15 protein-coding genes are annotated in these 13952 nt (G+C 56.1%); 7 read left to right on the top strand and 8 right to left on the bottom strand.

Annotated elements, in window-relative coordinates:
* Positions 1 to 80: 80 nt before the first annotated feature.
* From P5706_RS08045 to P5706_RS08030, 4 genes are all read left to right on the top strand, one after another.
* Positions 81 to 965, top strand: a complete 885-nt coding sequence (locus P5706_RS08045) for a LysR family transcriptional regulator (protein ID WP_285678933.1) — start codon at positions 81 to 83, stop codon at positions 963 to 965.
* A gap of 54 nt (positions 966 to 1019) precedes the next feature.
* Positions 1020 to 1598 carry a DUF4337 domain-containing protein gene (locus P5706_RS08040; RefSeq protein ID WP_285678932.1) on the top strand — a complete coding sequence of 193 codons (579 nt, stop codon included), beginning with the start codon at positions 1020 to 1022 and terminating at the stop codon, positions 1596 to 1598.
* Between the two features lie 130 nt (positions 1599 to 1728).
* The gene (locus tag P5706_RS08035) at positions 1729 to 2388 is read left to right on the top strand and encodes a M24 family metallopeptidase (protein WP_200432289.1); all 660 of its coding nucleotides are present in this window, start codon (positions 1729 to 1731) and stop codon (positions 2386 to 2388) included.
* Between the two features lie 9 nt (positions 2389 to 2397).
* Complete coding sequence (locus P5706_RS08030; RefSeq protein WP_285678931.1) at positions 2398 to 2754, top strand: gamma-glutamylcyclotransferase family protein; 357 nt, start codon at positions 2398 to 2400, stop codon at positions 2752 to 2754.
* Between the two features lie 81 nt (positions 2755 to 2835).
* Here P5706_RS08030 and hopBF1 read toward each other — a convergent pair whose 3' ends face one another.
* Positions 2836 to 3444, bottom strand: coding sequence for a T3SS effector protein kinase HopBF1 (gene hopBF1, locus P5706_RS08025; RefSeq protein ID WP_285678930.1), 609 nt, complete (start codon positions 3442 to 3444; stop codon positions 2836 to 2838).
* Positions 3445 to 3743: 299 nt separating this feature from the next.
* Here hopBF1 and P5706_RS08020 point away from each other — a divergent pair, with 299 nt between their 5' ends.
* Both P5706_RS08020 and P5706_RS08015 read left to right on the top strand, forming a co-directional pair.
* Positions 3744 to 4079, top strand: coding sequence for a hypothetical protein (locus P5706_RS08020; protein WP_285678929.1), 336 nt, complete (start codon positions 3744 to 3746; stop codon positions 4077 to 4079).
* 68 nt (positions 4080 to 4147) lie between these two features.
* Entirely contained in the window at positions 4148 to 5188 is a 1041-nt protein-coding gene (locus P5706_RS08015; RefSeq protein WP_285678928.1) for a DMT family transporter, read from the top strand.
* Between the two features lie 69 nt (positions 5189 to 5257).
* Here P5706_RS08015 and P5706_RS08010 read toward each other — a convergent pair whose 3' ends face one another.
* Both P5706_RS08010 and P5706_RS37010 read right to left on the bottom strand, forming a co-directional pair.
* Positions 5258 to 5716, bottom strand: a complete 459-nt coding sequence (locus P5706_RS08010) for a DUF2442 domain-containing protein (protein WP_285678927.1) — start codon at positions 5714 to 5716, stop codon at positions 5258 to 5260.
* Between the two features lie 3 nt (positions 5717 to 5719).
* Positions 5720 to 5914, bottom strand: coding sequence for a DUF4160 domain-containing protein (locus P5706_RS37010; RefSeq protein ID WP_074854473.1), 195 nt, complete (start codon positions 5912 to 5914; stop codon positions 5720 to 5722).
* Positions 5915 to 6382: 468 nt separating this feature from the next.
* Between P5706_RS37010 and P5706_RS08005 the strand changes: the two genes are divergently transcribed.
* The gene (locus tag P5706_RS08005) at positions 6383 to 6652 is read left to right on the top strand and encodes a hypothetical protein (RefSeq protein WP_017138315.1); all 270 of its coding nucleotides are present in this window, start codon (positions 6383 to 6385) and stop codon (positions 6650 to 6652) included.
* A gap of 125 nt (positions 6653 to 6777) precedes the next feature.
* Here the strand turns inward: P5706_RS08005 and P5706_RS08000 are convergent, their stop codons facing one another.
* From P5706_RS08000 to P5706_RS07980, 5 genes are all read right to left on the bottom strand, one after another.
* On the bottom strand, positions 6778 to 7680 hold the full coding sequence (locus tag P5706_RS08000) for a LysR family transcriptional regulator (protein ID WP_285678926.1): 903 nt from the start codon (positions 7678 to 7680) through the stop codon (positions 6778 to 6780).
* Positions 7681 to 7715: 35 nt separating this feature from the next.
* Positions 7716 to 8450 (bottom strand): isochorismatase family protein, encoded by a 735-nt coding sequence (locus P5706_RS07995; RefSeq protein WP_285678925.1) that lies wholly within the window; start codon positions 8448 to 8450, stop codon positions 7716 to 7718.
* A gap of 49 nt (positions 8451 to 8499) precedes the next feature.
* Positions 8500 to 9120 carry a cysteine hydrolase family protein gene (locus tag P5706_RS07990; RefSeq protein WP_285678924.1) on the bottom strand — a complete coding sequence of 207 codons (621 nt, stop codon included), beginning with the start codon at positions 9118 to 9120 and terminating at the stop codon, positions 8500 to 8502.
* 207 nt (positions 9121 to 9327) lie between these two features.
* A complete protein-coding gene (locus P5706_RS07985; protein ID WP_285678923.1) occupies positions 9328 to 11319 on the bottom strand; it encodes a DUF1302 domain-containing protein in 1992 nt (663 codons plus the stop codon).
* Between the two features lie 214 nt (positions 11320 to 11533).
* Positions 11534 to 13942 carry a DUF3772 domain-containing protein gene (locus tag P5706_RS07980; RefSeq protein ID WP_285678922.1) on the bottom strand — a complete coding sequence of 803 codons (2409 nt, stop codon included), beginning with the start codon at positions 13940 to 13942 and terminating at the stop codon, positions 11534 to 11536.
* Between the last annotated feature and the right edge of the window lie 10 nt (positions 13943 to 13952).

The following is a 13952-nucleotide window of genomic DNA, read 5'->3' as shown; positions in this document are numbered from 1 at the left end:
TGAGTTGATGGAGGCCAGTGTGTGAGCCAACGCGCTATAGATAAATTGCCGAAGACCAGCCAGCAGCTATACATTTATGCATGGCATCGACAATTGGATGGGAGCTTTACCGGTCATTCCTCGGCGTACTCAAGGAAGGATCGTTGTCAGGGGCCGCACGGCAGCTTGGCATCACGCAGCCCACAGTGGGGCGGCATATTGCTGCGCTGGAATCCGAGCTGGGCGTGGTGCTGTTTACCCGCTCGCCTGCCGGCCTGCTGCCGACGGCCGTGGCCCATACCTTGCGCGCCCATGCCGAAACCATGGAACGCACCGCCGCCGCCCTGGAGCGCGCCGCGTCTGCCCACGGCGAGGAAGTGCGCGGCGTGGTGCGCGTATCCGCCAGCGAAGTGGTCGGCGTGGAAGTGCTGCCGCCGATCATCACCCAGTTGCGCCGCCAACACCCACACCTGCGGGTTGAGCTGGTGCTGACCAACCGCCTCAGCGACCTGCTGCAACTGGAAGCCGACATCGCCGTACGCATGGTCCGCCCCAGCCAAGAGCAACTGCTGGCGCAGCGTATCGGCCTGATCGAAGTGGGCCTGCACGCCCGCGATGACTACCTGCAACTGCAAGGCATGCCGCTACACATGGAGGATCTGGCGGGCCATTCGGTGATCGGTTTCGACCAGCAAAACGCGTTTATCCGCAGCCTCGCCATCAAGGGCTTTGAACGTAGCGCCTTCGCCATCAGCAGCGACAGCGACCTGGCGCAATTGGCGCTGATCCGCGCCGGTGCCGGTATCGGCGGCTGCCAGGTGCAACTGGCCAAGCGCGACCCGCGTTTGCGTCGGGTATTGCCCGATGGCTTTGCGCTCAAATTGGACACCTGGGTGACCATGCACGAAGACCTGCGCAACAGCCCGCGCTGCCGCGTGACATTCGACGCGCTGGTGCAGGGTTTGCAGCGTTACGTACAGGATTGAGACAGCTTCACTGGTAAAGAATCAGTCTCCCTCAGTCCCTTCATAGACGCCCCCATGTCCGAAGCCTTCGAAGTCCCCAGCCCCCACGAAAAACACATTGAACACACCACCGAACATGCGCACGGGCGCGGTGATAATTTCGCCAGCCGCATCGCCGTAATGACCGCCTTGATGGCCACCCTGGGCGCCATGCTCAGCTACCAGGCCGGCTCCACCGAAAGCGAAGCGGCGATGGACAAGAACAACGCCGCCATCATCAAGACCGAAGCCGCCAACCAGTGGAACTACTACCAGGCCAAATCCAGCCGCCAGAACCTGGCGGAGCTGGCCACGCATATTCCGGGAGTGGATGCGGCGCATTACAAGGATGAGATCGAGCGCTACAAGGGCCAGAAGGAAGAGGTGCGCAAACAGGCCGAGAAGCTTGAGGCGACATCCAAGGATTGGGACCAGAAATCCGAAGAAGCACTGCACCAGCATCACCGCTGGGCGCAGGCAATGACCGCGATTCAGATCGCAATTTCGTTGGCGGCGATTACGCTGCTGACACGCAAGGAGTGGCTCAAGCGCATGTCCTACACCGCAGGTGGAGTCGCGGTGGTGCTGGGTAGCCTGGCCTGGCTGCATTTCTGACAGCATGTGGGAGCTGGCTTGCCTGCTCCCACATTTGATCTGTGGTGTTTTTGAGTTTGGGCTGTGCCATCGCATCGCTATATAGTAAAACGCATAACGACCAGCACAGCCTGAATGCGAGGGAACACCGGTGACCGCACAACCCAATGAAGCCGTGGGCGCCGCCTACAGCATCGACTCCATGCGTTACGCCCAAGCCATGACCTGGCAAGCCATCGAACACCTCGCCCAACGCATCCGCCCCGGCATGCTTGAATCCCAAGCCCGCGAACAGGGCAAACAGGTACTCGCCGAACTCGACATGCAACGCATCTGGCACCCGCTGCTGGTGCGTTTCGGCGCCAACACCCTCAAAGCCTTCAACCAGCGCTCTGACGGCGACCCGGTGTTGGCCGAAAACGATATTTTCTTCATCGACATGGGCGCCGTGTGGCAAGGCCATGAAGGCGACGCCGGTGCCACCTTTACCGTTGGCGACGACGCGGACATGATCGCCTGCGCCAACGCCGCCAAAGCGCTGTTCGACCGCGTACAATCGCGCTGGAAAAATGACCACGTCGCAGGCCTTGAGCTTTACCGCTATGCCCAAGAGCAAGCCCAAGCCATGGGCTGGCGACTGAACCTCGACATCAAGGGCCACCGCGTCAGCGACTTCCCCCATGCCATCCATCGCGGCGGCGACCTGGGCGATTTCGAGCACTATCCGAACGCCGGGCTGTGGATTCTGGAAATCCAGATCGCCCACCCGAGCAAGCCCTACGGCGCTTTTTACGAAGACCTACTCGCTTAAGGAACATCAATGGAACTCTCCACCCAATTTCCCGTGCTGCTGTTTTCCTACGGCACTTTGCAGGACAAGGCCGTGCAACTGGCCAACTTCGGCCGGGAACTGGTCGGCCAGCACGACGCGATGCTCGGCTATGCGCAAAGCTGGGTAGAAATTACCGACCCGCAAGTGCTGGCCACCAGCGGCAAGACCCACCACCCGATTGTCGCGCCCACCGAGGAAAAGTCTGCCAGCGTTGAAGGCATGGTCTTTCAGATCAACGCGCAGGAACTGGCGGCAGCGGATGCGTATGAGGTGTCGGACTATAAGCGCGTGTCCGTGGCGCTGGCGTCGGGGCTGACGGCTTGGGTTTACGTGCAAGCTCAATAACCCGCCTGCCGTTGTAGCATGGGCCACCTGGCGAGGGCGGGCCATGACCCCAAGCATTGCCTTGCGCATGCACCAAGTGGGTCAGTCGCTGTCGTCGAGCAAGTTATTCAATGCAACGGCCCGTAACTCGCGAACCTTATTGATACTTTTGTCCGGCGAAGATCTCACCACCTCCCGGGGATCATTGATGCGCACCCGCCCGTAACCATCGATGATGAACTGCAAGTCCTCAATATGTACGTGGTGAGCTTTGAGCTTGTTGATTATAAAATCGCAGTCCTTTTGAACGTTGGTATTAAACTTCTCATCACTCGGAAGGCTCTGGCGGTTATGAATCACATCCTCAGAATCCAGCGCATGGTGAATATAGTCTTTGGTAAGGCCCACTTGGCCGTTATAGGCCACCAACGCATGCGCATCGACCACTGGAAAGCCCAGGTCTTTAAGCTGCTTGGTCAGTTGCATTTCTTTTTCTGCATAATCACTCGCAGGGATGTTTCCCGTCGTACCGGGGCGAATCAGGCAGACACATTGCCTGGCATCCTGCTGAGAGTGATAAACATCTTTCTGGCTTCCGGTCCCAAGCTTCACACCTAACGACGCGATAGCATGGAATTTAGACGCGCTCACGTCGGCACTGTGACCCAGGCCATCAGAGCGGGATACTGCATTAGCGTTTACTTGCAACACGTTAGCCACCTTGCTCATCATTTTGATTGGTCAGACTTGGGATGGAACGCATCGAAGTCTGAAAGAGTGAGTGAACAGGTGGCTAAGTCGGTTCCCTTTTTTCAATCGTTGCTCAGGCAGCCACAGTGACGGGTCATCAGTACATGCCAGCGGCGTTGGCCTCGGGCTGACGGCTTGGGCTTACAGCCCGGCCTGAAAATGAAACATCCGGGTAATTCATTTCAATCTGCCAATGCAGGAATTAAAGTAGCCCCCCCCTCGAGAATTGAATCCCGAGGGTCAGTCCATGGAGTTACACAGTGAAGTACGCCAGTAAAGTAGTTGCAGCCGCTGTTCTCGGTTTCACCCTCGCAGGCTGCACCGGCACCGCCATCAAATCCCCGCAGTACGACAGCAGCCAATACACCGTTTTGGGCCACAGTGAAGGCAGCGCCACCGGCGTGATGTTGCTCGGCATCATCCCGATCGGCCAGAACAGTCGCTTCGTGCGCGCCCAGGATGCCGCCATCAAGGCCAAAGGCGGCGATGCGCTGATCAACACCCAAGTGCAGGAAAAATGGTTCTGGGCCTGGGTACTGAATGGTTACACCACCAAGATTTCCGGTGATGTGATCAAGTTGAAAACCGCGCAGTAAGTATCAAGTTGTCAGGGCGCTGACCCTCGCAAGCGACGTATCATGGGTCAACCTTTCGAGGACGGCCCATGAACCTCAGTATTCTTTGTGCACTCGCCGCCGCCGCCCTGTTCGGCGCCAGCACTCCGCTCGCTAAAAGCCTCGGCCTGAACCTTTCACCCGTACTCCTTGCCGGCTTGCTCTACCTCGGCAGCGGCATTGGTTTGGCCTTTGTGCGTCTTATCCGTGATCGCGGCTGGAAACCCAGCGGGCTGACCCGCCCTGAATGGCCCTGGCTGCTCGGCGCCATCGCCTTCGGCGGCATCCTCGGCCCGGTTGCCCTGATGTTCGGACTTACCCGCACCGCCGGCGCGACCGCCTCCCTGATGCTCAACCTTGAGTCGGTGCTGACCGCCGTGATCGCCTGGCTGGTGTTCAAAGAAAACGCCGACCGCCGCATCGTCCTCGGCATGCTCGCGATCGTGCTGGGCGGCGTGGTGTTGTCCTGGCCCGACGGCGGCGGCGCCAGCCACGACTGGACTGGGCCGTTTGCCGTGGCATTGGCGTGCGCATGCTGGGGGATTGATAACAACCTGACGCGCAAAGTCTCGGCCTCGGACGCGCTGTTCATCGCCGGCGCCAAGGGATTGATAGCCGGGCTGGTGAATGGCGGCCTGGCGCTTTACCTCGGCGCGCAGATTCCGGGTGTGGCACAACTGGCGCCTATCCTGCTGGTTGGTTTTTTGGGATATGGCATCAGCCTGGTCATGTTCGTGCTGGCGTTACGCGGGTTGGGCAGTGCGCGCACGGGCGCCTACTTCTCGACGGCGCCGTTCCTCGGCGCGGCTGTTGCCCTGCTGGCATTTGGGGAATCGGTAACGGTGGCGTTCTGGATTGCATCAGCGTTGATGGCCGTGGGCGTGTGGCTGCACCTGACGGAGCGGCATGCCCATGAGCATCTGCATGACGCCACGGAACATGGGCATCGGCATGTGCATGATGAACATCATCAACATGAGCACGGGTTTGAGTGGGACCCGGCGCAGCCGCACAGTCATGTGCATGTTCATAGTGTGATGCGGCATAGCCATGCGCATTTTCCGGATGTGCATCATCGGCATCGGCATTGAGGGCCGGCAGTTCACAAAATGTATTAGGGCGGCTTAATTGGCCGCCCTTTTAGCGAAATACGGTTACGTTCAGGCGTAGTGCCCTTTATAACCTTTATGCTCGTACTCCCAGCCCTTACACGCCAGCCCCACATGCTTGGGAATCAAAGCAGCGCCGCTGCTATAGGCGGTGATGGTCCTGCGAGAGAACCCCAACTCCACAGCCGCTACGGAAAGGGACAGGTTGTTACTGAGCATCCACTGCCTGAAATCCTGTGTCAGCATCACCTCACCGGATTGCTCCAATGCTAGACGGTGCAGCGTGACAGCTGACAGTTCGAGGTCGTTACCCCACGTCACATCAAACCCCCACTCACCGACTTCTACTTGGCCGAATCGAGCCAAATCCAGAAGAGGTTTGAGGATCGGAAAGGCATTTATATGATCGAGAAGATCAACGGTATGCCGCTTGCCGTTATTCCATTCGATCTGTAAGGCACGCTTGCCGGCAACTGGTTGCACAGCAGAGATGCGAAGCTTGCTGGTCATAAGTCAGTTCCTCCGGTTTTGTTCATCCCATACGCGCTTGAGATCCGCGATATGAGCTTTTGCCCAAAGCAGGGCGGCTTTCAAGGCCTTTGTTTCTGCCCCTGTACCGAGCACAACAAGCCCTTCTATCTGAACCAGCGACTCGCCATCCGGCGTCTGCACGTGAAAGTGCGGCGGCGCGTGGTCGTCGGGATAGATTTTTATTTCCAGCTTCGTTCACTGCGAAGGGTCGCCATGGAGACGGACGCTAGAGAAAAAATTTCCCTAGCACAATTGTAATTTCAAACGTTTACTCGATTTGCCACTCCCGAGGTTGCAGGGTTCGTAGGTAGGACTGCCCATGCCCAGCAATCCAGGCAACGTCCTACAAACCGTTCAGAAGCGTCGGCCTCGCACTTCAAAATCGTCGAGCCTATAGTCACTCGGTCGCCCACAGGGCGAACGGGTTTGGCGACTCGACTATTAAGACGGCAGAAGTCTCCCGGCAGATTTGCGGGATGCGCCTGCACGCAATAAGCTGCTCAACGGCTGCTGTGCGTGGGAGACCTTCGGGTCTGCCGGTCTTTGTCCGTTCTTATACCGGTTCGCCAACCTGCGTACAGCGGCCACCTTTTGTTTGGCGACAAATGCGTGGCTCATATTCCTCTAAGTGAACGGACTTAACGCATGAACCAATACATAGCCCTCACCAGCAACGACAGCGCCACCCCTGCCCTTTTTGTCGATACCACCGTCCCCCTGGAAATCCTCCTCGATGCCGCGAGTTTTCGGCTGCGTGCCGTCACCCAAGTCCTTGAGAACCTTGCACTGCGCAGCGAGATCAGTAGTGATGCCGTTGTTCTCAGTGATTTTGCCTTGCTGTGTTCAATCCCATTGCGCGACGGCTGCGATTTGCTGGACGTCATAGGCCGACGCATGGATATGCCCGGCGCTTGATCTAGAAACGGCACATTTTCAAACTCCAGAGATCACAAAACCCCTGGTTTCTCCCGAAATCAGGGGTTCGATTGCCTCGCACGGAGTGCGTGACGAGACTCAAATAAATCTGTCCTTTTCCTTTCTCAGACGGCGGCTTTAGCATCCACCTGGTAAAAATCCGCCATGTAATCCACAAACGCTCTGACCTTGGGCGCCAAGTGCCGGGATTGCGGGTACAGCGCGTAATAACGCCACTCGCCCATCGAGTAGTTGGGCAGGATGGGCACCAGTTGCCCTTGCGCCAGGTTGTTGCGCACCGTCGCATGCGTGAAGCAGCCGATGCCGGCGCCGGCCAGTGTGGCGGCGTGCAAGGCAGTGATGGTGTTGGTCTTGAATTGGCCTTTGGGCGTGACGCTCACGGTTGCACCACGGGCCGAGGTGAGTTGCCAGTCTGACGCCTCCCCGACAAACCTCAGCAAGCGGTGCTCGTCGAGTTCCTGGGCGGTGCGCGGTAAACCGTGGGTGTGGATGTAGGCAGGCGACGCCACCAGCACGCGTTTTGAAACGGTGAGGGTGCGGGCGATCAGCGTGGTATCGCCCAAAGCGCTGGCGATGCGGATGGCGACATCGAAGCCCTCGGCCACCAGGTCAACGAATTTGTCGTCGCAGCACAGCTCGAGTTCGATATCGGGATAACGCTTCTGAAACCCCGGCAGCCAGTGCGGCACATCCAGCGTGCCCACCACCAGCGGCACACTGACCCGCAACAGGCCTTCGGGGCGCTGATGCCCCTGTGCCATGGCCTGGGTAGCCGCATCGAGGCGGTCAAGAATATCGACACAGGCTGCGAAGTACTGCTCCCCAGGGCCGGTCAGGCTGAAACGTCGGGTATTGCGGTTGATCAACTGAACGCCCAGTTCAAGTTCCAACTGCTGCAACTGCCGAGATATCGTCGAGTGGGTGGTGTCCAGCCGCTCTGCCGCAGCAGAGAAGCCCTTGGCCTCGACAATGCACCGGAAGGCGCGCATGGCAGATAGCTGGTTCATGAAGCGGGCGTTACTCCAATGAGTGATCAGGCTGATCAGTGAACCGGCAAGGCGACGATTTGCGCGGTGGTCAGCACTGAACCGAAAGTGTCTTCGATCTCGGCCAGCGCCGAATCATGCAGCTCGTCCTTGGTCACCGAACGCCCATTAGCGCGAGTGATGGCGCGGGTTGCCGTAGCGTCCGATGCTACCACAACGTCGTAGCCCAACGGCGTGGCGTCGCGGGCTGCAGCGGCGACACAGGCGTGAGTCATGAGGCCGGAAATGATCAGCGTCTTGATCCCGGCGTTCTTCAACTGGGCATCAATATCGGTGCTGGCGAACACGCTGACGGTGGTTTTCTGAATCACCTTATCTTGTGGGCGCGGCTTCATCAGCGGATGGAAATCCACGGTCTTGCCATCTTTGGCAAATACTGCGGCGCCATTTGGAGCGATGTGCTGCACGTGGATCACCTGGATGTGTTCCTTGTCTGCGAATGCAATCAGGCGCTGGGTGTTTTCCAGGGCTTTCATGCCATCCGGGATCGGCATGCGGCCGGTGTAGTACTCATTCTGGAAGTCGATCACCAACAGTGCGGTGGTCTTGGCGTCCAGTTTGTCAGTTGGCTTGGCACCGAACATGGCGCGAATGGTTGGGTGTGGGTTAGCCGGTGCCTCGGCGGCGGCAGCAAACTGGCCGAGGCCCATTATCAAGCCCAGGCCGATGACGGCAGATTTGAGCAGCTTGGGCAGAAGGCGGCTCGATGGAGTGGCGAATGTGCAAGTCATGATGCAGTCCTGTTTGACGAGTTGAATTAGGGTGCTGAAAGACCGACCGTTAGCGCACAGACAAGCCGATGACCTGGGACGTGGTCAGCACGTCACCAAAAGTGTCTTCAATTTCGGCGAGTGCCGAGGCATGCAGTTGGTCCTGGGTCACCGACTCACCGTTGGCGCGAGTAATCGACCGGGTCGCCGATGCATCGCTCGCGACCACGATGGCGTAGCCCAACGCCGCACCATCACGGGCCGCACCCGCGACACAGGCGTGAGTCATCAACCCGCAGATGATCAGGGTACGGATGCCTAGGTGCTGAAGTTGGTTGTGCAGGTCAGTGCTGGCGAACACGCTGACACTGGTCTTCTGCACCAGTGTGTCTTGAGCGCGCGGCTGCATCAGTGGGTGGAAATCGACGGTGTTGCCGTCCTGGGCAAACACTGCGGAACCGGCTGGCGCGAGGTGCTGGATGTGAATGACCGGGATCTTGTGCTGGTCGGCGAATTCGATCAGAAACTGGGCGTTATGTAACGCGGCGCCGCCGTCGGGGATCGGCATTTTGCCGTTGAAATATTCGTTCTGGAAATCGATGACCAGCAGTGCGGTGGTGGCTGGGTCAAGCTGGGTGACGGGTGTTGCGCCAGACATTGCGCGGATGGTCTGTTTAGAGGGGTTGGTCATTTGTGCGTTTCCTTAAACCGTGACGGGGTGAGTGGCGTCGAGTTTAAGGAGACTTCTATGTTTGAATAACGCACATAGCCAAACAATACATGTGCAAAAACCGCACAAAAAAAAACAGAAAAATAAACCAGCTTGCACTCAACGAGAAAGCGACGGCTTTCATACCGCCGCACCTATCGAGCGTGCGAGCCATCTATCAAACTCGTATTAGAATGTGTAACTCACACTCATCACAACGTTATCCCTATCCCGCAACGCGTTTTGTTGCCCAGCCCCCCAAAATTTGTTGTAGGCCAGCTCACCTTCTACACTGTTGTAATACTTACCTTTGAGACCGGCCGTGTAGACTTGACGACCTTCAATAAAGTTACCAGCCTGACTAGAGTTACCCTTGAAATCATTTTTGTAAACTATAAAAGGGGATAGGCTGAATTTGGCAAAAACCTCATCCCATGTACCACTTAACATCAATGTATACCCGTACGCATCTCGGTAGATTTGTGCTTTCCGACCGCCAACAGGATACCCTACATTCTGGCGTCCGGAATAATGGCGGGTAGATCCATCGTACGCTGTATAGGTCAGGTCACTTCCACGATAGTGCTCCGAGGCCAGTTCAAATACCGCATAGCTCGAATCGAAACCGAACACTGGCCCAAAGAACTGCATCGCCCCCAATGAAGTATTATATGTCTGAACACGAGTAGAGTTGTCGATCACACCGTCTCGAGTGAGCGAACGGCCTGCGACCAGTGCCGTCCCGCTTTTTGCACCAAAGGCCCCCGAGTTGTCAGCAAACTGAGCCCCTTGCGCGGCTATATCGCTTATAGCATCATCGGTCGCGGCCACGCCGATTACATTATTGGGACGATAGGCTATTTCACCGAACAATAGTGAGCTTGCAAGTTTGGTTTTGAAGCTGAAGCCATACATCTGGATGTTCTCAGCATACGCACGGCTTGCAACAAGATTGCCCAAAACATCCACAGTTGCCATTCCACCCGCCAAGGCGCCGCACGCTGTTCCAGCACAGAGTGGTGTGCCTCCTGATGCTCCGCCTAGTGACTTGGCCAGTTGCTGAATATCAACACCTTGGTAGCCCGGAAACTCGCCTCGTACGGTAGGGAGTTTGGCATGGTAGTTGACGAAGTAAGCGCCAAATTCTGTCGAATGCAGATGTTGAGCTATGTATTTAAATGACACCCCCCACTGACCATTGTCTTTAGCGTTACGATCACCCGCTATGCTCGCTACTCGAAAATCATTCCCGGAGGCATAGTTCTGTCCTCCAGCCCCCTGGTAAAGCCCAGATGCCTTGACGGCGTTCAACTGGCTGGTATTCCCTACGGTCCCTGAGCCGAGTGCAGAGTAGGCACCGAGCACAGGTGCAAGAGCTGCGTTGGAGCTATAGGCGACCTTGCCACCATCCGAAAACAAATCCGTTTCGGAGTAGTAGGTGCCTACCGGGCTGAACTGGGTTTTTGCCCAATCGATTTGATAAAAAGCCTCCATCGATAAGTGCTCAGACAACCCCACCCCGAACTTCAACGCATTTACCGGCGTCCAATTTTCCTTATTCAGCGATCCCGGGAGCCTATAACGAATGACATCAAAGGGATTAGCAATGTTTACCCCACCGGCATAAAACATGCTCGTGCCCCAGGCAATAACCTGGCGACCAAAGCGCGCGGTGACAGGCACTCCCTCTACATCCCACTTACCATACACGTAAGCATCCAAGAGTTCGACATCGCGCCCTGCCTTGTTCCTGACCGCGTTGCCAAACGTGTTGTCATTCGGATAACGTTGGCTGCGCTCGGCTGGGGTATTGTTGTCATAATAATCGTTATGACCACTCATTATTTGGGTGTCGTAGAAGGCAGAGCCACGCACAAACACACCATAGTTTTTGTAGGCGACATCCAAGTCAGACGTGATTTTATAGACCTCGGAAACCAACCCTGTATTAAAGTTGCGGCTTCCATCATCCGCATTTAAATCTCTGTTATTTTTATCGCGACCTTGTACGCGCCAAAGTTCACCGTAGGAAACGGTCGTGATGAGGGTGCCAGAAATCTCATTTTCCATTAATTTGAATTCTGCCGCCTGCCCTCCCGTCAAAACAAGAGTAGCGGCGGCGCCGGTTAAGAAGCGCGCACTTTTAGTCCTACTGCAATGCCACAGGGATTCTTTTTCCATACACTTACACCTTGCTTTTGTTTTTATTTAGGGTGATTTCACTTCGAAACGGCATCGTTCAGCCGCGGCGATAATTGCCTTGCCTCTGATTTACTTGAGGTGAACGACACGTGTACCAGGCTGATCGCGTAAGCTTGACAATACGCGGACACCAGCCCTTGAAAATTTGCAAACTCGGCCAATAATTGGACCGAACAATTATTCACGCAGGACGTTACGGCATAGTTGGGCTCGATAGGCTATTTTCCGCCTGGACCAACATCACACTTTGGGGCGATGACAATCCAATACCCATTTCTTGAAGGCGAGCCAGCAGGATAAATAACAAGTCGCTACGAATAGCAGACACCGAACGTGGGCTATTCACATAACCGCTGACACCGATAATCAGCCCTTCTCTGGCTAAATCCTTGAATGTTACTGAAGGTGCGGGGGTATCAAGAATTGACTCGTGTGCTGTAAACGATTGCATAAACAATTCGCGAACTTTTATCACATCGGTATCGAGCGGCACCGTGATAGTGATGCCAACCACACCGAGAGCATTCCCCATTGTCACGTTACGCACGTTTTGAGAGATGAACTGTGAGTTAGGCACGATCACAGTTGAGCGATCGGACATCTGGATCTCAGTAGCGCGTACATTGATTCGGCGAATGTCCCCTTCAACCCCCGCCAGACTGACCCAATCGCCGACCTTAACGGGTCGCTCGGTTAACAGAATCAACCCAGAAATGAAGTTTTGCACAATCGCCTGCAAGCCAAAGCCAATGCCCACCGATAACGCACTGACCACCCAGGTCAGGCTTGTTAGATTGATTTGGAGGGTGGACATCACCAATAGCGACAACAAGACAAAGCCGATGTACCCCACCAGTGTCACCAGCGATGAACGCATGCCAGCGTCCATGTTGGTCTCCGGCAGTAACCTCTCACTCAGCCAGCGTTTCAACGTCTGCACAGCAAATAAACCAGCAACGATGGTCACCAGCGCAATGAGGATATCTCGCGGGATAATGTGCAAATTACCCAGCGCTTTACTCGTCTCCCCCAATTGGCCGACGCTCTGGAGCATGTCACTTGGGCTGGCTCCAGCGGGTAGCAGTGCAGCCATGATGGCAGTGAGCAGCAACACGGTACGGCCGACACCAGCAAGCACAGTGCTAGCTTGGGCTTGATGCCGCGGCGATAATCCGAGCGCGTTGGCTAGCGCCAGTCCACTAGGCTGCTTAGGTGAGAGAAGAATTTCGCAAATGTCGCCAAAAAAGGCCATGAGTATAAAAGCAGTGCCCGCCACAACACTGATCCACAGCAGTTTGAGGGTAAGGAAGTACGCCAGGGATAGGTACCCTGTCAGTAGCGTCAGGACAATAGCGACGATCCAAACGCAAGTAACAAAAGGCAAAATACTGGCCAGCCCGCTATGGGGTTTCAACTTGTGCGTTTTGCGTACATAACGTAAACGCAAGAGCGCAGCTGCGAAGATCAACGCCGTGCTGAGCGCCGTCAAGCCATTGAGCGCTACAGTCAATGCCAAACTGGTGCCGGTGACAGTGTTTATTCGTTCTTCGGTGGCCATAACCATAAGCGCCGCCGCGAGAATCGCTGGAAACGGCCCTAGAGCGGAGGCTATCTCATCCGGAATGGCCGCCAGTCGCCAAGAAGGTCGCGGCAACATCAGCAAGGCGCGCCCCAAGCCCGAAATAAACGCACAGAAAGTTGCCACCGTAACGAGGCTGTCCAACAAACGGGCTAACGTGTCGCCTAAAACGACATTGCCTTCCACTCCCCAATGCACCAGTGAGACGGCCCCCATTACCGTCAGGATGGACGACAAACCAATAGCCAACGCGAGTGTACTGCGCCGCAGTCGTCCCTCGGGCAGCCACCTGATCATCGCCCAGGTAAGCACATGTTCAAGCAAACGTCTGCCTACACTCCAGATGACTACAGCCGCTAGTAGAACGCCGAACAAGGCCCAGCGGCGCTCAGCAATAACGGCACTCTGCAGGGCTATAAGGGCCTCATCCTTCAAACTATCGAGTCGCTTGAGATCTTCATCCGTGGGACGAATCAAAATTGACCAAAACGAAGGGGTAAGAGGCGAATTTGCACGCGAGGTGACCTGGGAGTTGAATAGATTGCGTCGCAATTTGACGATCTGTTCAGCGAGTTCCCTGCTCATCTGACCCAGTTGTTTGGCCTCGCGCCCATTGCCTAGCAAACTATTCTTTCGTTGGGCTAAGGCATCACGCTGGACCTTAATACTAGGTGCTTCCTCAGGCTGCGCTTCGCCCAGCACTTTCAGTTGATCATCAAGCCGTTCGATCTCGACAGAAAGTACCTTAAACAGCGTTTCGGCCTTTTCCTGCACCTGTATAGCGCCTCGTCGAAACTCCGCAAGGGTTTCGTCGCTGGTACTTAGGGGCACGCTCTGACGGATGAGGTCAAGCTGTTGTCCAAGCTCCGTCAAGTCAGCGTCTTCTGGCAGGGAAGACGGCCCCGTCAAACCCATAACAGGCCTTACAGTATCGACCTCACCCGCCCAGGCTGATACGTTAACTACCATGGCGATAATCAATAACGCATGACAGAGCATTTTTTTAAGGATTAGTCGAATCAAATCGCCTCCT

The sequence above is a fragment of the Pseudomonas sp. ChxA genome, assembly GCF_030263855.1.
GTDB classification, from domain to species: Bacteria; Pseudomonadota; Gammaproteobacteria; order Pseudomonadales; family Pseudomonadaceae; genus Aquipseudomonas; species Aquipseudomonas fluorescens_CB.
The sequence above is the reverse complement of the archived record's forward strand: the minus strand, read 5'-3'. Positions and strand labels throughout refer to the sequence as shown.

Excerpts from the sequence above, each read along its gene's own strand:
- P5706_RS08010 (WP_285678927.1), bottom strand. The coding sequence starts at position 5,716 with ATGACCAGCAAGCTTCGCATCTCTGCTGTGCAACCAGTTGCCGGCAAG.
- P5706_RS07985 (WP_285678923.1), bottom strand. The coding sequence starts at position 11,319 with ATGGAAAAAGAATCCCTGTGGCATTGCAGTAGGACTAAAAGTGCGCGC.
- P5706_RS08030 (WP_285678931.1), top strand. The coding sequence starts at position 2,398 with ATGGAACTCTCCACCCAATTTCCCGTGCTGCTGTTTTCCTACGGCACT.
- P5706_RS08015 (WP_285678928.1), top strand. The coding sequence starts at position 4,148 with ATGAACCTCAGTATTCTTTGTGCACTCGCCGCCGCCGCCCTGTTCGGC.
- P5706_RS08005 (WP_017138315.1), top strand. The coding sequence starts at position 6,383 with ATGAACCAATACATAGCCCTCACCAGCAACGACAGCGCCACCCCTGCC.
- P5706_RS07990 (WP_285678924.1), bottom strand. The coding sequence starts at position 9,120 with ATGACCAACCCCTCTAAACAGACCATCCGCGCAATGTCTGGCGCAACA.
- P5706_RS08000 (WP_285678926.1), bottom strand. The coding sequence starts at position 7,680 with ATGAACCAGCTATCTGCCATGCGCGCCTTCCGGTGCATTGTCGAGGCC.
- P5706_RS08045 (WP_285678933.1), top strand. The coding sequence starts at position 81 with ATGGCATCGACAATTGGATGGGAGCTTTACCGGTCATTCCTCGGCGTA.
- P5706_RS08040 (WP_285678932.1), top strand. The coding sequence starts at position 1,020 with ATGTCCGAAGCCTTCGAAGTCCCCAGCCCCCACGAAAAACACATTGAA.
- P5706_RS07995 (WP_285678925.1), bottom strand. The coding sequence starts at position 8,450 with ATGACTTGCACATTCGCCACTCCATCGAGCCGCCTTCTGCCCAAGCTG.